Here is a 19,785-nt window from a genome sequence, read left to right on the forward strand (position 1 = left end):
TGTCAGGCTCGCTTAGTCTACTATTTGTAGTACTTTCGCTTGCCTTCCTTGTATCCAAATTATATTGAACCGACTATATCAACATAAAAACAACTTGGTATTATAAAAACAACTTGGTATTTGAATGGTTACTGGCGCTTGTATCGCTATCATTGCTTTGTAATAATGCCTGCATCTACTAGCGTCTCATGTCAGTTATTGGGGCAGCAAGCACAATAATTTTGAGATAAATGTCTCTATATAATAATTGAAGCAATAAAGGACTTTATATGAAAAATATGACCAAGGTAATGATGGTAAGCGTTTTAGCAGTGGGAACATTGGCAGCAGGTTGTCAAACCACATCTACGCCAAGTGCACCCGTTACCCAGCCTATTACCTCGGATGCCTTACAAGCCTATCATTGGCAACTCGTGGATGCCAAAAACACCAAGGGCGAGACCATTACTCCATTATTCTTTAATCCAGGCGAACCATTAACCCTCGATTTTGTGACGGCGAATGGGAGCAATATCGTTACTTTGATGAATACTTGTAACAATATGAGTGCTGAATATAAGGTAGCAAATGGCGAGGTAACATTGGGTCCAGTAAGAAGCACAAGAATGGCTTGCCCTGCCCCACAAGCCAGCTTTGATAGCGCCGTACTAGCAACCGTAAATGGTAAATATAGCATGAGCAAAAATGCCAATAACGTGCCTGTATTGACCATTAGCAATGCGAACCAAGTAGCGAATTTTAAAGCGGTTGCTAAATAATCATTGTCGTATAGAGTGCTAAACTAGCCACTCAATAAAAAAGCCTCACTTATTAATAGTGAGGCTTTTTTTGTCTATATTTATTGTCTGAATACTGAATTTAGGCTTAGCGCAGAACTAAATCCTCAGTAAATAATCCGATTATTTAGAAAATATAGTGTGCCCATAATAAATACGGAATTAATGAACATACGATGAAAAGTTAAAAATACTACTTAAACCTATTTGCTAGCCATATGACCAGCTCACGAGCTGGCGCATTATCCAACGCTTGAGGGAATTGGGCATACGTCATAACACAGTCATTCAGATCCGTCAGCATATGCAACAGCAAGCCCAAACCTATGACTCTATATGGCTTAGGCAGCACTAACATAGCCACATATACTGCCATTGCATAATAACTGTGCAGCGGGTGAAAGTTAATACTACAGCGATTGGGCGAGAAGATAGGCGTTGCTAGCAGATGATCCAAATCAACCAACATAGTGGCGAGCAGTATCAGATAAACCTTTTTATAATCATTGCGGAAAAACACATAGGCACCCATTAAAGGCATGCCGAAGTGAAAAAAGTAGTGAATTAAGGTTTGCGTTATTGACCTTTTGCCTATCTCATCGTGACCGTTCGTTTTCTAAGTTTATTCTACCTAAAAAACAGTGCATTGGATTCAACCGTGTTCAAACAAACCTCATGTGCCAACGCAACAAATGCCTTAGTAGCAGCGCTCTGATACGCGCCTTTTCGTTGTAGTAATACCGCTGTACGCTGGAGCAAAGACGGCGCTAAGGTAATCGCCACCAGCTCATCATAATTATGAGCGATGTTGGAAGGTAATAAGGTGGTCAGTTGGGTATGGCGAACCATTTCGATCACTGCGCTGAGCGAGTTTGCCTCCATCAGTACGTTTGGCGCAATGTCATGCTGGCGACAATAATGCTCAATCTGTTCGCGCGTGGCAAATTCGCGGCTCAGCAATACCAGTGACTGCGCGTGTAGCGTTGGCAAGTCAATCGCCATTTGCTTAGCAAGAGGGTTATGTTTACTAACAACCAGTGCAAGCGTCTCTATCAGCAAGGTTTGTGTATCAATATCGGCAGACTGCACATCTTCAAAAGCAATACCCACATCAAACTCATCATCGAGTATTTGCTTTTCCATCTGCTCCTGTGACATCTCCTGCACGCTTAGCGTAAGGCTCGGATAACGAGTATGAAACGCTTTGATTAAAGGTCCAAGCAAATACGTGGTAAAGGTAGGCGTAATTGCAATCCGCAACGCACCGCGACTGAGATCCTGTACGTCGTGAATGGCGCGCCGTCCTTCCTCCAAATCCTGCAAGGCTCTATGGGCATAGCACGCATAGACGTCACCGGCATCGGTCAATGTGACACGGCGACCAGAGCGATCAAATAAAATCGCGCCTAGACCTTCTTCCAACTGCTTAATCTGCTGCGATAACGCTGGCTGTGAGACGTACAAAGACGCTGCTGCTTGGGTAAAGCTTTGGTGCTCTGCCACTGCCAAGAAATACTTAATGTGCCGAAGAATCATGGGTCATCTCGTGTGGATTAGGGATTGATAAAAGTTTGGTCATAAGTAATTATTATCGACATCATAACATACTAGTATTTTACCTTATAACGATAGTGACGTATCATTCCTTTTATCGACTTCACAGAGGCCAACGCGATGAAAGATATTATTGAAGGTTTTCTAAAATTTCACAGTGACGCCTATCCTAAGCGCGCCGATTTATTCAAAAATTTGGCGACCAAACAAAACCCGCGCACGCTGTTTATTTCTTGTTCAGACAGCCGCTTAGTGCCTGAGCTCGTTACCCAACACGAACCCGGTGGTCTGTTTGTGATTCGCAATGCGGGTAATATCGTCCCATCTTATGGTCCTGAGCCTGGCGGTGTATCGGCGTCAGTTGAGTATGCTGTTACCGCTTTAAAAGTCACGGATGTGGTGATTTGCGGGCACTCAGACTGCGGCGCGATGACTGCGATTGCCAACTGCACCTGCATGGATCATATGCCAGCGGTAGGCAGCTGGCTACGCTATGCTGACTCAGCACGGGTGGTCAATGAAGTCCGTAAACATGCCAGTGATAGCGAGCGGGTCGCTTCTATGGTTCGTGAAAATGTCATCGCCCAAATCGAAAATATCAAAACCCATCCGTCTATACGTTTGGCGCTAAGAGAAAATCGTTTGGCACTACATGGCTGGGTTTACGATATCGAGTCCGGTGACATCGATGCCTTAGATGGCGTGACCAATGAATTTGTCTCATTGGCCACGCACACTGAGGTTCGCGCTTATCCGCTATCACCACTTGCAGTCGCCGTTTAGTGTTACATAACTGTCATTATCAATGACTATGCATAATCGAAAAATCAATTAATCCAAATGATTCATAAGCATCATTAACCCAATAACCACCACCAACCTCAAAAGGTATTATTATGATTCAGTCTCAAGTAAGCAACACCGCACGTCAAACATTAACGGACACCATCATTGCTGCCAAAGCGGCAAAGAATCTGTCATTTGAGCAAATCGCTTCAGGAACAGGCTTGAGTGATGTCTTTGTCACTGCCGCTTTGCTAGGTCAACATCCGCTACCTGCTGATGCCGCCCAAAAAGTTGGTGAAACTTTAGGACTTGATGAGGACGCCATCGCGTTACTACAATGCATTCCATCACGAGGCAGCGTTGGTAGTGAGATTCCTACTGACCCGACAATTTACCGTTTTTATGAGATGATGCAGGTATATGGCACCACGCTAAAAGCCTTGGTTCATGAGCAATTTGGTGATGGTATCATCAGTGCCATTAATTTCAAAATGGATATCAAAAAAGTAGCTGACCCAGAAGGTGGTGACCGCGCAGTGATTACTCTAGATGGTAAATTCCTACCGTTCAAACCTTTTTAAATGACGCTTTAAACAGCAGTTTTATCAGCGGTTTTTAAAAGTAGCACTTATTGAAAAAGTCGGCGTTCGGCATATAGTGACGTCGGCTTTTTTGGCGACTCAGGCGGTGATTTTTTGGTACTGCCTTTCTTAATACGGATTTTATATTATTCATGAGTACCGATCATATCTCCTCCACGGCGCGTTCGTCGATACTGACCTTGCTGTTTCCTATGCTGGTGATTGCTGGGTTGGCGATGACGCTGCGCCCAACGATCACTTCTACTGGTCCGTTGCTGACAGAGATTCGCCTAAGCACAGCTACGGGTTTGCAAGCCGCCTCTTTATTGGTGGTGCTGCCGATGTTGTGTATGGGCATATTTCCGCTACTGTTGCCGTGGATTGGGCGACGATTTAGTGAAAGCGCATGGATCACAGGCGGTCTGTTGGCGATTGCCTTCGCGGGTTTATGGCGCTTGTGGTTAGACACGGGAGGGATGCTAATTGCCAGCGCCTTAGTAGGCGGTACGGGTATTGCCATCGTGCAAGCAATGGCGCCTGGTGTGGTCAAACGCTGGTATCCTGCACGCGTGCCACTTGCTATGGGTGTTTACTCTGCCGCACTGATGACTGGTGGCGGGGTTGCCGCTATCTTGAGTCCGGTAGTCGCTCAACATTACGGCAGTTGGCAATCCGGTTTGGGTATTTGGCTGATAGTGCCAGTTTTTGCCCTCGTACTGTGGTGGCGGCGACCCTCTGAGCAGATGGAAAATCGAGACGACGGGGTAAGAATCAACTTTTTTGGCAATCGCCGTGCTTGGCTGCTGGCAAGTTATTTTGGTCTGGCAAACGCTGGATATGCTTGTATGATTGCATGGTTGCCAAGCTATGCGCAGACTTTGGGCTGGAGCGCGCAAAGTAGTGGCGAGCTGATCGGTATCATGACGATTTTTCAGGTCATTGGTGCGCTAGTTATTCCAATGTTGTCCGCCCATCGTCTCGACCGCCGACCTTGGTTGTTTTTTGCCGTAGGGATACAAATCGCTGGATTTATAGGTTTGATTACCATGCCGACAGCTTTGCTCATCTTGTGGATTGCCTTGATTGGCTGTGGTCTTGGTGCCTGCTTTTCATTGACACTGACCGTCGCGTTAGATCATTTGTCAAAACCCAAACTCGCTGGGGCACTGGCAGCATTTGTCCAAGGCATTGGCTTTATTATTACCGCCATCGCGCCTTATGTCGCAGGTGTGCTACGCGAGTCGACTGGCAGTTTTCAAGCGGTTTGGTGGATGCTATTGATCAGCCTTATCGGCATGCTGTTTGTCACCATCAAGTTTGCCCCAGCAAGTTATCATCAGGCAATTGATTTGTCTAAGCTTTGATTCAGGCGTATTGAGTCACGTCATGCGATATTCAAAACAACCTCAAGGATTAACTATGAAAGGACTAATTATGAAAAAACTCGTTATCTATGCCGCGCTTGCAACTTCACTGTTGTCCATCGCCGCGTGTGCCAACACTTCGCACTCACAGTATCAAGTGCAAGCGATCAAACCAAACATAATAACCCAAGGAGCAGAGATGGCAACCATTCCATTATTGACTGGCGAGATGGCACAGAACATGGTGAATGCCGCCGCATTAGAAGCCAAAAACAACAATTTGATGGTATCTGTCACCGTCGTTGACGCCTCTGGACAAACCTTAGCAGTGCTCAGAGATCACCGCGCTGGCGTGCATACCGTGCGTGCCAGTTATAAAAAAGCCTATACCGCAAACTCACAAAAAAGAGAAACGGCGGTCATCGCCAAAGGCATCAAAGACGGCACGATTCCTGAAGACCTACGCTATCTGGATGAAAACATCCTTATCTTAGATGGCGGCGTACCCATTCATATCGATGGTATCGTAGTCGGTGGTATCGGGGTGGGCGGCGCACATGGCAGCGAAGATGTACACATTGCCAAAGCAGGTCTAAAAGCATTAGATCAGCAGTAGAGCGCGCTAAAATTTTAAGACAAATATTCCACACATTATGCTGTTCGAAAGTTGATAAGCCTGTCTGTTCTTATATCTATTGTTACTTCTATAAAATAAGAAGGAGAGAAACCATATAATGATTCCTCTCCTTCTAAAATGTGCCATTAAAGTAGCCCATGTCTTAATCTAGCCATTTTTAGCCCATATAGATGCCTCAATTAAATTGAGGACATACTCTAGATTAATGACGCCAGATCCGTAAGCTTCTCAAGCACGATATCTGGTGAATATTTCTCCAGTTGCACATGGGTTTGAGCACCAGTGAGCACCCCAATACATAGACCACAATGGGCATTTTTGCCTTCTTCGATATCGATGCCGCTGTCCCCTGCTTTCAATACCTGTTGCGAATGCTCAATCCCAAACTTGTCCATAGCAAGGGTAATCATATCTGGCGCAGGACGACCATTATGCACATCATCCGCTGTAATCAAAGCATCAATATCACGACCCACTGACCATCCTAAAAGGGTCAATATCTTATTGGCAGTCTGAATATCGTAGCCCGTATTTAGCACGACTTTTCTACCTGACTGCTTTAACTGATTGAAAAAGTCTAGCATGCCATCGAAGGTTGCTACCGTGTCCTTGGTATAGGCTGATGCCAACGCTGATTTAAACGTATTAAAGGCAGCATCCGTCCATTTTTCACTATCAGCGGTCGCGGTATTGTCATATTTGCATACTTCATTGAGTATATCGCTAATGGCTTGTCGCTTTTCTTTGCCAGCCCCAAACTCTAAACACACCTCTAGATTGATCTGAATGTCTGTTAGACCAACCTGTTGTAAGGTGTGATTGATCGCATCACATACGGTCTTATAAACCAAATTGTTTTCATTGACGGTCGTGCCTGCCATATCAAAGACACACAGTTTGATCGCGTCGAATGGCGCTTTGATACGATGGATATCTGTATTCATTATTTTGACTCCAATACTAAATTAATTAACTCTTCACCAAAGGCAAATCCCGTTGATGCGCCTGTGCCACTTGTGATGGTACCGATGGCAACGCCTGATTCTGGTGATGCTTTGAACACGACATTGTCGGCACTTGGATAGACCCCTAACCAGTGCTGAGTGATGTCTACCTCACCGATATCCATGACTTTTTTGAACTCGTTGATGATTAAGTTATCTTGATAAGTGTCTCTAAAGGGCAGCTCTTTATCACAGTAATTATGACTGTCACCAATGATAAGTGAGCCATCCGCTGATTGAACAACGATTAAATGTACGCCAGCCTTGCGCTCAGCAGCTTGGGTGTCATCTAGTAAGCTGATAAGCGCACGGGCTTCTGGTAGCTGGGCAAACCCATCATAACGAGCAAAACTCAGATCTGACATGACAGCAGCATTTAGTTTGAACGCTTGCCTTGGCATCACGCGCATCATATTGAGGGTACAGAGTTTGGCATCAGACTGCGCTAAAGTATCAGGATATAAGCCCTGTAAATCTGCCCCAGGACAGATCACACAATGCGCCGTATGTAATGTCCCTCGACTGGTATGAACAGTGGGCAAGTCAACCACCTGAACCGTGGTTTTGTTATAAAAATCCACGCCATGCACTTGTGCTAACCAGTCCGCCAATTTGCCAATCGCGGTATTTGACTCGACTCTCAGCTCGTGCGGGCTATATAAAACGCCCAAACCTGTTCTAAGATAAGGCGTCTGCTCCTGTATTTCTGATTGGCTCAATAAGCGACAGGACTCGCCCATTTCAGTCTTCAAAAACGCATCGGCAACGCTCATCGCTTCAGGGCGCTGAACCAGCATGTGCAGACCAGTATGCTCAACCTTGATACCGGCTTTTGGCGCGATGTCTGCCCAGATATTGCGTGAGTGCATGGCACGTTGCCAATGCTCACCGCTACGCTGACCACTAACCGTCACAAAGCCAAAGTTACGAATCGAGGCATCTTTATTCTGTGCTTCACGCTCTACCAACGCCACTTTCAGCCCTTTTTTTACGGCAGCATAAGCGCTGGCAAGACCAACGATACCACCCCCAACGACGACCACATCATACTGTTTATCTGATAATTTACTTGTCCCTACCATAACTTTTTTCTTCTTTATGATTGATTACAAATGATACTCAATTTATGTTTTAGCGGCTCAATCCTTGTTTTAAGGATTTCACTAGCCGATGAAATAGTGCAATTGAACAATGACTACTCATCACGGTTTTTATAGATTCATTTACGATTCAGTTTGTCCATGGAAAAACGCTCTGTGCTTATCTAACAGCTCAGCCGTCAGTGGCTCGCCGTACGTTTTACTGTTTTTGATTTGATTGTCAGGAGCGACTGTTTCACCGTCATAAATCACATTTGGGTATATCGTCAATAATTTTGGACGCGCATTTTTAACAATGATTTCAGCCATTTTTATCGCATTTGGATTGGTGTTCTCGCCTTTATCAATAACGGCTACCGATTCCGTTAGCGTATAATTTCCTTCACTTGGGTCAACATAATCAATGGGCAAGCCTTGTGCTTTGTTTGCGATTGCTTGATGACGCAAGCCAAAACCAATCGGTACCTCACCTGCCATCACTTTTTTGATCGGACCTGAGCCTGACAACTCCAAGTTTGGACCCGCATTGGTGCGGATATCATTCATAATTTTCTGCCCTTCAGCGCCCATTCCATAAGTAGCGGTGACGTCTTGAATAAAGAGCCAACCTGTCGATGAGCCATTAGGATCCACCATCGCAATTTTATTTTTGTAGATCGGGTTTGCCAAATCCTTGGCACTGGTTGGTCTGGGCAGATTTTGCGCCGCCATCTCTTTTGTGTTTAAAATAATAGCGCCCGTAAAACCCAGTATTGGTGCATAGTAATTTGGGACCGCCACTTGCGGGTCAACGTCAAAGGTCAATTCTTTAAACATAGGATGCTTGGCTTGGGCACTTTCTAAGTAGAACGAGCTCATCGTCACCATATCAGCCTCTGTATTATCGCCTTCTGCCAGCAAACGCCCACCCAACTCCCCTGTCCCAAAAGACTGAAAGACATACTGACCTTCATAGCCTGCTTCGTCTAAAACCTCTTGGATGACCTCGACCGCTTCTTCGTCGGCATTGCTATAAATGACGACTTCTTCGACGTTGCTAGAAGCACCTCCTTCCGACTCAGGTGAACTACAACCTGCTAAGACGATCCCACACGCGAAACTTGCCACTAACGTTTTGAATAAAAACATTATTTGTCCTATTATTTGTTGAGGTTTTAATAATGAAAAAGGTGTTGCTTAAAATACAAAACCAAAATAAGTCTTATCAATGCGCTTGACCAATGGGTAAGACTAAGAAGACGTTGGTACCACCATTGACTTAGGTTTTTTCTTGGTTTTTATTACCGTTGTACCAGAGAGCCGTTTGCTATAAATATGACGGACAATAGCAAACAACATCAGTGCGCCAATATTGGTCAGCAATATCATTAGCGACAAGATAAAAATCTCATCGAAGCGCGCAAAGTGCTGTAGCTCGACTATCTTAGTGGTGAGTACCATGGTTTTGGCACCTGAAATAAAGATAACCGCGCTAATCGTCACCATGGCACTGATAAAATAGAATGAAGCGACTTCAATCAGCGTAAAAAACGAATTGGGCACGACGATGCGGCGTAACGATGTAAACCATGAATCGCCCAATAAACCAGCCGTCGTCTCCCAGCCCAAATTCATTTTAGACAGTGCGTTTTTACTCATTAAATAAGGCGTGGCAAAGTAATGAATGATGTTGCTAATCACGATAATAAAAATAGTATTGGCGACCGCCGACCCCGAAAACACCATCAAATAGGCAATACCGACGACCATTCCAGGCACCGTATTGGTCACCAATGCCGAGCTTTCAATACTGAATTTTCCCAGTTTAAAAAGGCTTGAGCGCTCGTATAACAGGGCTGAAAAATACGTAATCAAGGTGCCAAACACTGCTGTTAATACCGCCACAAGTAATGAATTTTTATAGACCCGCATCAGATTGGCAGACTCTAACGCCTCGCTGACGATCTCGGTGGTGAAGACCATCTGATAAGGCCATGATTTAATCCATGGGATGATGAATATCACGGCGAATACCAGTAATAGTGAGGCTAAAATCACACTCGATAACACCGCCAAAACACGGTCTTTGATTTTTGAGGTAGGCAGATCAATCATTTCAACTGAGTCATAGCGCACATTGAAGCGTGCCACGTACCATAGTATGGCGATGCTTAGGATGGATGGCACCAGCATAAATAGCGCAACCACTGCCCCTTTTTCGAATGAAGGTGACGCGCCTAAGATTTGGGTATAAAGCTCAGTGGCGATGACGCTATATTGCCCCCCAATCGACGCTGGAATACCAAAGTCTGTAAAGGCTAAAAAGAAACATTGAATCATCGCTGCTGCAAAGGTGCCGATTAGAGGGCGCACCACAGTCATATCAAACTGGCGATAAGGAGAGTCTCCCATCAACTCTGATACAACGACAAACTTTTTGTCCAAATACTGGAAAGTATTGTTCAATAATAAAAAAGCAATGGGCAAGGTATAAATGGTATAACCAAGCCACATGCCATAAAAGCCATATATGTCCTCAAACAGCTGAAAGCCAAGAATCTGAGTCAGCAAACCTTGTTTACCAAAAGTATAAATAATGGCAAAGCCATAAGTTACGGTTGGCAACAACATAGGAAATAATGCCGCCAGCTTAATAAATTGTTTAAAACCTTTGGGCAAATTGCTCCAATGCACGGTATAAGCCAAAATAAAGCCAAAAAACGTCGCGCTAAGCGCACTCATCGTCGCCACAAAAAAGCTGTTTTGCATGGTCTGCAAAAAGCCATCACTGCTCAAAATACTGGTGTAGTTTTCTAGCCCTAATGCATCACCGACATTCAAAGACAGTGCCAGCAGTTTGACTAATGGCACAAACATAAACATGACGAATAAAACAGCAACGAATAGCCAAATTGCTTTTACGAGGGGTGAATTGCTCAATTTCATAAATATCCAAGACGATCAAATGGTCAAATACGTTCATTCACAACATTTTTATTTTTAATCAATATTAGTTGATGGTGGCATCTTTTTGTTTTTGCTGATGACTGTCTTTGATAACGTTAAGATCGTCGGTATTGTCGATAGTGTCAATACCATCGATATCGTCATAACGATGAGTCACCACACTGTCATCCTGACCGTAATGTTGGCGCTGAGTATATTTGCTTAAAGGGTCGATAGTTGCGCCATCATCCGCGAATAAACTTAAGATATTGCGACGCTTGATATTGAGCTGATTGAGAATGAAGTTTTTGACAAAATCATTGGCTGGGTTGCGAATGATTTCCGTTGGTGTCGCGAACTGTGCCACTTTGCCATCTGATAGCAGCAAAATACGATCAGATAACGTCATGGCTTCTTCTGGATCATGAGTGACTATTAAAGTCGTCAACTGATAACGAACTGAAATCTCACGAATACGCGCTTTGATGGTTTCTTTGATGACACCATCTAGCGCAGATAAAGGCTCATCTAATAGCAGTATTTTAGGCTTCATCACCAAAGTGCGTGCGAGTGCCACGCGTTGCTTTTGACCACCAGACAGTTGGCTGATGCGTTTATTTAGGTGGGCTTCGATATCGAGTAAGTCGACCAGTTCATCGACTTCTGCTTGCGTGCTAATATGGGGATTATTGCGTAAACCGTATTCGATATTTTGTTTGACATTTAGATTGGGAAACAGTGCATAGTCTTGAAAGACAATATTGAAGCCTCTTTTTTTCATCGGCACTCGTGTAATGTCTTCGCCGTTATAAGCAAGACGACCGCCATTGATACCTGTCAAACCTAAGATAATATGCAATAAAGTCGTTTTACCACAGCCAGAAGGCCCTAAGATTGAGACAATTTCGCCCTTATTAATTTTGAGGGAAATATCTTCAAAGATAACTTTATTCTCATACTTTTTCGTCACACCTCTAAGCTCTAACATATCAACCAACCTGATCATTTATTATTTGTATTGCCTAGGTCAGCAGTGTAGCCAGTAGTTGTGACATTTTGGTTAAAGAGCCATGACAATACGATGACATCAAACAACGTTAGGGCGTGTCCTCAATTCAATCAATTACTCTCTAAATGGGCTAAAAATGGCTAAATTTTGTTAAACATCGTCAAATAGCTTATCAATATCTCGATATTAACAGCGCTATTTTCCTTGTTTGACGGCAATTTATCTCATTTTTATCACCATTTTTAAAATGAGGACACGCCCTAGATAAAGTATCGAAAACAATCCCGTGAGCATTTATCAAAATAGAAGACCTCATTTAATCTTATTAAGTGAGGTCTTCTAAAAACAGAAAGCCTGCCAATAGATGACAGACAAAATGCGTTAAACGTAGATGTTATTGATGAGAGTCTGTTGAGTAGTCGTTAGGCTTCATGAGCCAATTTCCTCAGCTTGTGACGCAGTATTTTTCCGACAGTTGATTTGGGTAACTCGTCTATGAATTCGATATGGCGCGGGCATTTATAGGCGGCCAGATTTGCTTGGCACAGCACTCTAATCTCATCTTCATTTAAGCTATCATCAGATTTTACAACGTAGGCTTTGACCGACTGACCCTGCAACTTATCATCGATACCAACCACTGAACATTCGGCAACCTTAGGGTGCTCCTCAATAATGTTTTCTACTTCGTTAGGATAAACGTTGAAGCCACTGACGATAATCATGTCTTTCTTACGGTCATATATTTTGATAGCGCCATGCTCGTTCATAGATGCAATATCACCTGTTTTTAAGTAACCATCAGCGGTAAAAAACGTCGTATTGTCAATATTATGATAATGAGTAATGACATTGTCACCTTTGATGCACATCTCACCAACTTCATTTATGGCGAGAATATTTTCATCATCATCACGGATACTGATATCGACACTAGGCAGAGGTAACCCCACGTTGCCACTATATTCAGTGCCATTAAATGGATTGGCGGTACCCACGCCTAACGTCTCAGACATACCCCAGCCTTCGAGGATAGGCAGACCTGTGACTTCACGCCAGCGCTTAGCGGTTTCAGGGGTCGCTGCCATACCACCAACTACAGTTAATTTGCATGCAGAAAAATCCAGCTCCTTAAATTTTGGGTTCATCAGCAGGGCTTGGAACAAAGTATTAACACCAGGCAATAGATGAAAAGGACGCTTGCGCAATATCTTGATAAACCCTTCAATATCACGTGGATTGGTAACCAGTGTGAGATGCTGACCCACACTCAACCCAACTATTGAGCAGATAAACGCATAAATATGATACAGCGGTAAAACGATAATGGTATTTATTTGAGTACTATCAGACATGGCGTCATAGACTGGCTTGAACCATTCGACAAACTGGTAAGTGGCGGTCACAACATTTTGATTGGTAATCAAAATACCTTTGGCAACACCTGTCGTACCGCCAGTATATTGCAGCATTAATAAGTCGTCCGCTTGAATGGTAGGACGAGAATAGCTTAATTTTTTGGCGCATTTTAAAACGGCTTTATAGCGAGTCACGGTATAACGAGAATTGGATTTCAACTGATAACGGGGAATGGCTTTTTTGACATATTTGGCAGCGATATTAACAAGCGCACCTTTCACTACTCCTAACATATCGCCAATCTTGCTGATGACCACGGTTTTGACAGGCGTGTCTTTGATGATTTTCTCTAACGTTTTGCAAAATGGTTCTAATATAAATAATACAGCAGTATCTGAGTCAGCCAATTGATGTCTCAATTCACGAGGACTATACAGCGGATTGATGAGCGTTGTGACCATACCAGCGCGAATTATCCCTATGACAATAGGCAGGTACTGGTTGACATTGGGCATCATGATGCCTATGACCGAACCCTTTGCTAGACCCAGACTTTGAATCCAAGCCGCAATAGCCAATGACAGGCTATCCACTTGCCCATAAGAATAAGTAACACCCATGTTGGTGATAAATTCATGGCTGGCATATTCTGTTAATTTGTCATCAAACATGTCAATCAATGTATTATGTGGCGGCGCTATCTGTGCATTTATCCCTTTAGGATAATGCTGCGTCCAAAACTGATCCATAACTTACCTTCCTTGGTAATCAACTTATGAAAAACTCAATGGCTTTGAAGCATTTCTCATAAAAAACCTAACTACTGAACCTGCTGCCATCCTGACGTTGCATCATACTCATCTTGATGGGCAAATAAGGGATGTGCTTTTGCTTCACTGAGGCTAAGCACAGGGGTGACACAGACATCAACGAGCGCAAAAACTTGCTGCCAATGCTCAAGTGTTTGACTGGCAAATTTATCGCCTACCGTCTTAGCCGCCGCTTGGCTTTCACAGGTATTTGGCATAACCCCAAGTTGCCAATGGCTATTTTTGAGCGCAGACAAATCCAATACTTCACACAGCCCTTGCCAGAATTTCAGCTCTAATGAACCAACAGCCATATAGCGCTCGTCTGAAGTTTTGTATAGGCGATAACAAGGTAATAATCCACCCAGAAAATCATGATGCGGTGCTGGTTGTTGCCCTGAAAAGCTTTTCACCAGTGCTCCCGTTGCCTTTGGCATGACCATATGCTGGTACAAGCTGTGCGTCATACTAACGGCAACATGACGACCTTCGCCCGTCCGCTGGGCGGCGAATACAGCAGCTAGCAATGAAATCACAGCGGTGTCACTACCGCCTGCCAAATCTGCAAATTGAACATTAGGCATCGCCTGCTCGCCATCCGCCGTTTTTAGTTGGTCTAAAACACCGCTCATCGCCATAAAGTTAATATCATGACCAGCTTTAGGAGCCCAGTCATGATTAATTTCAGTTTTCGAATCGCTATTTGCCAAACCATAACCAGTGATTGATACCATGACCAATTTTTGATTAATCGCATGCAATGCTTTGGCATCTAACCCCATACCTACTAAAACGTCAGGGCGAAAGCTATCCAACATCACATCAGCGTCTTTGAGATGCGCTTTAATAGCAGCAATACCTTGAGGATCACGGAAGTCATGACTTTCAATGGTTTTGCCATGATTTAGTGCTTTAAATAATTCACCAAAGGCTCTAGCAGGATCACCATTTTTGGGTTCAATCTTAATGATTTCTGCGCCCAAATCAGCCAGCAAACGTGTGGCAAAGGGTCCCGGTAAATTACGAGTCAAATCAACGACGCGCAGCCCTTGTAAGCAATCTGCCATCAAGTCCACTATTGAACCAGTGCTCGTATTAATTGCAGAATCAAGCATAGAATGAATCGTAGAATTAACCATCAGCTCAGTCATCAGAAAGCACCTCACCTTTATCTGCCATATCTAGCAGAATTTGCGCTGGCTCAAAACGCTCACCGTATTGAGCCACGAGTTCACGGCTACGGGTGATGAACGCCTCTAACCCCATGGCATTGATGAACTGTAGCGTACCACCTTGATGTGGCGCAAAGCCCCAGCCAAAAATAGAGCCGATATTGGTATCAGCGACAGAGCGCACGACGTTTTCTTGATAGCATTTAGCAGATTCGTTGGCTTGGATAAACATCAAACGATCGATTAAGTCTTGCTGTGATGGCTGCTCTAATTTTACTGGATATAAATTCATCAGCTCAGGCCACAAGTATTTGTCGCCATTATTGGCATACTCATAAAAGCCTTTGCCGTTCTTTTTGCCCTCGCGATTGTGTTCTTTGACCAGCTTTTTGAGTATCTCGTACGAGGGACGCACAGTGATAGGTTTGCCTTCAGCTTGCATATCCAACTGCTGCTGTTCGCTGACATGTAATGCTAGACTTAGCGACACTTCATCCTGTAATGCTAATGGCGGCATGGGCATGCCTGTTTTCATACCAGCGACCTCAATGCTACGTGGGTGGATACCCTCTGCTAGCATCGCAATGCCTTCTGACACATACGTACCAAATACACGTGACGTATAAAAACCACGACTATCATTGACGACGATTGGTGTTTTACCGATTTGCAGCACATAATCAAAGGCTTTTGCTAAAGTGGCGTCATCCGTTTGCTCGCCCATGATAATCTCAACCAACGGCATCTTGTCGACTGGCGAGAAGAAGTGTAGCCCGATAAATTGATTGGGACGCGTGCTGGCTTTTGCCAATCCAGTGATAGGCAGTGTCGACGTATTGGACGCATAGACAGCAGTGTTAGAAATCACTGCCTCAGACTGCTGAGTACACTTGGCTTTAATCTCACGATTTTCAAACACCGCTTCAATGATAAGATCACATTCTGCCAAATCCTCATAAGACACTGTTGGCTTGATGCGATTGAGTAACGCTTGCTTTTTCTCTTCAGTAGAGCGTTTACGACTAATGGCTTTATCCAAAATGGTGGCAGAATACGCTTTGCCTTTTTCAGCACCTGCTATGTCAGTGTCAAGAAGTACAACGTCGATTCCTGCCTTTGCAGTGATATAAGCGATGCCCGCGCCCATCATGCCTGCACCTAAAATACCAACTTTTTTGGTTTTATAGTGCTCAAAACCATTTGGACGCGATTGACCTTTTTTAATACTATTCAGCTGAGTCCATAGCGTATTAATCATATTTCTAGATTCAGCAGACAGCACACAAGCGGCGAAGTAACGCGACTCAAGCTCAAGTCCTGTATCGATATCCACTAAGCAGCCTTCAAACACGCAAGACATGATATGAGTAATGGCTGGATAATTGCCGTGTGACTTTTGGTTGGCCATGGCAGGTGCAATAGAAAACACTGGCACTATGTTGGGATGCTTACTATCACCGCCGGGAACTTTAAAACCTTTTTTATCCCATGGCTGCTGGGCACTGGGATTGGCTGTAATCCAGTCTGTCGCCTGCTTGAGCATATCTGCTTTGTCAGTGGCAACGGCATCAATTAAACCCATGTCTTTAGCAGCAGTTGGACGCAGCTCTTTACCTTGGGTCATCAATTCTAACGCTGATTGAATACCGACCAATCGCGGTAAACGCTGAGTACCGCCGCCACCCGGTAGTAAACCCAGCTTGACTTCTGGTAAACCCAATTTGGTTTTAGGCGAATCAATCGCGATACGATAATGACAGGCCAATGCCAACTCCAAACCACCGCCAAGTGCCGTTCCACTCATGGCAGCGACGACAGGTTTACCAGATTTCTCTAGTTTGCGTAAACTGGCTTTCAGGTCTTCGACCAGCTCAAACGCTTGTTCAGCGGTTTTAATATTAGCCAACTGATCAATATCAGCACCGACCACAAACGTCTCTTTGCCAGAGGTTAAAATCAAACCTTTGGCGGACGCGTCGTTAATAAAGCTGTCAGTCATCACTGCAAAACTATCGGTGAAACCGTCACCGATGACATTCATTTTGCGGCTGCTTTGGTCAATCGTGACGGTGATAATGCCATCATTATCACGATGGGCAGAAAAGTGGTTCAATGCATTGATGGCGTCTACGCTGTTTGTGCTCATTTCAAATCCTTTTTATATTATTCTATATCGATATCAGTCACTAGAAACTAATGACAATCACTAAAATCTATTAGCGCTATACGCGCTCAATGATAGTGGCAATACCCATACCGCCACCCACACACAGCGTAATCATCGCGGTTTTTAGATCGCGACGTTCTAACTCGTCAAGGACTGTGGTCATGAGCATCGCGCCCGTGGCACCAAGTGGATGACCCATAGCGATGGCACCACCATTGACGTTGACGATATCAAGCGAGAGTCCGAAGTCATCGGCAGTATTCAGTGGAACGGCAGCAAAGGCTTCGTTGATTTCCCATAGGTCTATATCTGAAGCTTGCATGCCTGCTTTTTTGAGCGCTTTTTGGCAGGCAGGCGTTGGCCCTGTCAGCATAATAGCGGGTTCTGAGCCAATGACTGCAGCCATCGTAATTTTAGCACGTGGTTTCAGACCTGCTTTTTGACCAGCAACTGCACTACCGACTAAGCAAATTGCGGCACCATCGACGATGCCTGATGAATTACCCGCATGATGCACGTGATTTACTTTTTCAATGGTGGTATATCTATCCAAGATAACGCTATCAAAGCCCATCTTACCCGGCATAATAAAAGAAGGATTGAGACCAGCTAAAGTTTCGACATTGGTATTGGGACGGATGGTTTCGTCTTTATCCAATAACGTCATGCCATTGATATCCGTGACGGGTACGACCGATTTATCATAATAGCCCTGCTCCCAAGCATGCGCGGCGCGGCGATGTGACTCGGTAGCAAACTCGTCGACATCGGTGCGACTAAAGCCTTTTAGCGTCGCTATGGTATCCGCGCCAACGCCTTGCGGGACAAAATGCGTCGCTTCATTAACCCGTGGATCCATATACCATGCACCGCCATCAGAGCCCATCGGCACGCGGCTCATCGATTCTACGCCACCTGCAACCACCATGTCCTCCATACCTGACATGATTTTGGCAGCAGCTAAGTTGATAGACTCCAGACCTGAGGCACAAAATCGAGATAAAGTGACACCCGCGACACTTTGCGCCCAGCCAGCGTCAATGACCGCAATACGGGCAATATCAGAGCCCTGTTCGCCAACGGGCGTCACGCAACCAAGCACCACATCATCGACCAAACTGGTATCCAAATGGTGGCGCTGTTGCATTTCCTTTAACAAGGTACGAGCAAGCCAAATCGGTGACGCCTGATACAAAGAGCCATCCTTTTTGCCTTTACCACGCGGGGTACGGATGGCGTCATAAATGTAAGCAGTCTCAGTCATAAAAATCCCTTTTTATTTTTTGAATAAATAACCATGATGGATGATGGCAATATAATCGCCATGTTAGAATCAAGAACTAGAACTAACAATTAAAATAGACAATTACATAAAGCGTGACGCCAGCTCTTTCATGATTTCATTGGTGCCGCCGTAGATTTTTTGTACTCGCGCATCAGCATATAGGCGAGCAATCGGGTATTCTGTCATATAACCATAACCGCCAAATAGCTGGACGCATTCGTCGATCACGTCACACTGCTTTTGGGTTACCCAATATTTAATCAAAGACGCCTGTGGTACCGTCAACTTGCCTTCTAACATGGCATCGACAGCGGCATCACACATTGTGCTAGCAGCGAGATAATCAGCGTAGCACTCTGCCATTTTAAAGCGCGTATTTTGAAATTTCCAAATCGGTTTGCCAAAGGCTTCACGACCTTTGACATACTCTAGGGTCAAATTAATCGCCAGCTTCATCGCACCAACGCCCGTTAAAGCAATGATTAGACGCTCACGTGGCAGCTCTTGCATCATTTGAATAAAACCCATGCCCTCTACTGTGCCAAGCAAATTCTTTTGCGGCACACGTACATTGCTGAAAAATAACTCTGAAGTATCTTGTGAGGTCAGACCAATCTTATCGAGATTACGACCACGCTCAAACCCTTCTACTTTGTCCGTTTCTACCACGATAAGCGAAACGCCTTGCGCACCTTTTTCACGATCGGTTTTGCAGGCGAGCAAAATCAGGTTGGCATGCTGACCATTGGTAATAAAGGTCTTTGAGCCATTGATAATATAATCATCGCCGTCTTTTACGGCATAGGTTTTGATGTTCTGCAAATCTGAGCCAGTACCCGGTTCGGTCATAGCAATCGCCGCCACATACTCACCGGTCGCCATCTTAGGTAGCCATTCTTTTTTCTGCGCTTCCGTACCATGACTCAAGATATAAGGCGCGACAATACCTGAATGTACCATGCCGCCGAATCCGGATTGATTAGCCTCAGCCTGCGCATAAAGAAGCGCCGCTTCATGACCAAAGTCACCACCGCCGCCGCCATATTCCTCTGGAATCGATGCACATAAGAATCCTATCGCGCCAGCCTCTTCCCACGCGGCGCGGTCAATCATGCCGTTTTTGCGCCACTGCTCGTCCTTTGGCTCCCACGATTGAAACATTTTAAGCGCGCTATCATGCACCATCTGGTGCTCTTCGGTCATCCAGTTCGGAGTGAATTTTTCAATACTCATATTGTCTGTCCTTGACGATGGGAA

The 19,785-nt window shown here is 44.7% G+C and carries 17 protein-coding genes; 5 read left to right on the top strand and 12 right to left on the bottom strand.

The genetic code is table 11. The features are described 5' to 3' along the window. Window positions 1-269: 269 nt before the first annotated feature. Entirely contained in the window at window positions 270-758 is a 489-nt protein-coding gene (locus JFC08_RS12030) for an META domain-containing protein (protein WP_198330872.1), read from the top strand. Between the two features lie 211 nt (window positions 759-969). Here JFC08_RS12030 and JFC08_RS12035 read toward each other — a convergent pair whose 3' ends face one another. Together JFC08_RS12035 and cynR are read right to left on the bottom strand one after the other, a co-directional pair. Continuing rightward, window positions 970-1,371, bottom strand: coding sequence for a DUF6122 family protein (locus JFC08_RS12035; RefSeq protein ID WP_338101666.1), 402 nt, complete (start codon window positions 1,369-1,371; stop codon window positions 970-972). A gap of 32 nt (window positions 1,372-1,403) precedes the next feature. Then, the gene (gene cynR, locus JFC08_RS12040) at window positions 1,404-2,312 is read right to left on the bottom strand and encodes a transcriptional regulator CynR (protein WP_087816201.1); all 909 of its coding nucleotides are present in this window, start codon (window positions 2,310-2,312) and stop codon (window positions 1,404-1,406) included. A 138-nt stretch (window positions 2,313-2,450) separates the two neighbouring features. Between cynR and JFC08_RS12045 the strand changes: the two genes are divergently transcribed. The 4 genes from JFC08_RS12045 to JFC08_RS12060 all read left to right on the top strand — a co-directional run bounded on the left by JFC08_RS12045 (window position 2,451) and on the right by JFC08_RS12060 (window position 5,677). Continuing rightward, on the top strand, window positions 2,451-3,113 hold the full coding sequence (locus JFC08_RS12045) for a carbonic anhydrase (RefSeq protein WP_087816203.1): 663 nt from the start codon (window positions 2,451-2,453) through the stop codon (window positions 3,111-3,113). A gap of 113 nt (window positions 3,114-3,226) precedes the next feature. Continuing rightward, window positions 3,227-3,697 carry a cyanase gene (cynS, locus tag JFC08_RS12050; protein WP_060491359.1) on the top strand — a complete coding sequence of 157 codons (471 nt, stop codon included), beginning with the start codon at window positions 3,227-3,229 and terminating at the stop codon, window positions 3,695-3,697. A 152-nt stretch (window positions 3,698-3,849) separates the two neighbouring features. Beyond that, entirely contained in the window at window positions 3,850-5,061 is a 1,212-nt protein-coding gene (locus tag JFC08_RS12055; RefSeq protein WP_198330873.1) for a CynX/NimT family MFS transporter, read from the top strand. A gap of 55 nt (window positions 5,062-5,116) precedes the next feature. After that, on the top strand, window positions 5,117-5,677 hold the full coding sequence (locus JFC08_RS12060) for a GlcG/HbpS family heme-binding protein (RefSeq protein ID WP_244656476.1): 561 nt from the start codon (window positions 5,117-5,119) through the stop codon (window positions 5,675-5,677). Between the two features lie 218 nt (window positions 5,678-5,895). Here JFC08_RS12060 and JFC08_RS12065 read toward each other — a convergent pair whose 3' ends face one another. The 10 genes from JFC08_RS12065 to JFC08_RS12110 all read right to left on the bottom strand — a co-directional run bounded on the left by JFC08_RS12065 (window position 5,896) and on the right by JFC08_RS12110 (window position 19,761). Further along, window positions 5,896-6,642 carry an HAD family hydrolase gene (locus JFC08_RS12065; protein ID WP_198330874.1) on the bottom strand — a complete coding sequence of 249 codons (747 nt, stop codon included), beginning with the start codon at window positions 6,640-6,642 and terminating at the stop codon, window positions 5,896-5,898. Next, complete coding sequence (locus JFC08_RS12070; RefSeq protein ID WP_198330875.1) at window positions 6,642-7,784, bottom strand: TIGR03364 family FAD-dependent oxidoreductase; 1,143 nt, start codon at window positions 7,782-7,784, stop codon at window positions 6,642-6,644. Before JFC08_RS12070 ends, JFC08_RS12065 begins: the two co-directional genes overlap by 1 nt. 141 nt (window positions 7,785-7,925) lie before the next feature. Further along, window positions 7,926-8,930 carry an ABC transporter substrate-binding protein gene (locus tag JFC08_RS12075; RefSeq protein WP_198330876.1) on the bottom strand — a complete coding sequence of 335 codons (1,005 nt, stop codon included), beginning with the start codon at window positions 8,928-8,930 and terminating at the stop codon, window positions 7,926-7,928. 102 nt (window positions 8,931-9,032) lie between these two features. Continuing rightward, a complete protein-coding gene (locus JFC08_RS12080) occupies window positions 9,033-10,727 on the bottom strand; it encodes an ABC transporter permease family protein (RefSeq protein ID WP_198330877.1) in 1,695 nt (564 codons plus the stop codon). 64 nt (window positions 10,728-10,791) lie between these two features. Next, window positions 10,792-11,715 carry an ABC transporter ATP-binding protein gene (locus JFC08_RS12085; RefSeq protein ID WP_198330878.1) on the bottom strand — a complete coding sequence of 308 codons (924 nt, stop codon included), beginning with the start codon at window positions 11,713-11,715 and terminating at the stop codon, window positions 10,792-10,794. A gap of 443 nt (window positions 11,716-12,158) precedes the next feature. Further along, on the bottom strand, window positions 12,159-13,844 hold the full coding sequence (locus tag JFC08_RS12090) for an AMP-binding protein (protein WP_198330879.1): 1,686 nt from the start codon (window positions 13,842-13,844) through the stop codon (window positions 12,159-12,161). Window positions 13,845-13,915: 71 nt separating this feature from the next. After that, window positions 13,916-15,019, bottom strand: coding sequence for a CaiB/BaiF CoA transferase family protein (locus JFC08_RS12095; RefSeq protein ID WP_227697764.1), 1,104 nt, complete (start codon window positions 15,017-15,019; stop codon window positions 13,916-13,918). Between the two features lie 28 nt (window positions 15,020-15,047). Beyond that, on the bottom strand, window positions 15,048-17,222 hold the full coding sequence (locus JFC08_RS12100; protein ID WP_198330880.1) for a 3-hydroxyacyl-CoA dehydrogenase NAD-binding domain-containing protein: 2,175 nt from the start codon (window positions 17,220-17,222) through the stop codon (window positions 15,048-15,050). A 76-nt stretch (window positions 17,223-17,298) separates the two neighbouring features. Next, on the bottom strand, window positions 17,299-18,507 hold the full coding sequence (locus JFC08_RS12105; RefSeq protein ID WP_055123962.1) for an acetyl-CoA C-acetyltransferase: 1,209 nt from the start codon (window positions 18,505-18,507) through the stop codon (window positions 17,299-17,301). A gap of 102 nt (window positions 18,508-18,609) precedes the next feature. After that, window positions 18,610-19,761: an acyl-CoA dehydrogenase family protein gene (locus JFC08_RS12110; protein WP_198330881.1), complete on the bottom strand. Its 1,152-nt coding sequence runs from the start codon at window positions 19,759-19,761 to the stop codon at window positions 18,610-18,612. Between the last annotated feature and the right edge of the window lie 24 nt (window positions 19,762-19,785).

This window comes from Psychrobacter cibarius, from assembly GCF_016107535.1.
GTDB classification, from domain to species: Bacteria; Pseudomonadota; Gammaproteobacteria; order Pseudomonadales; family Moraxellaceae; genus Psychrobacter; species Psychrobacter cibarius.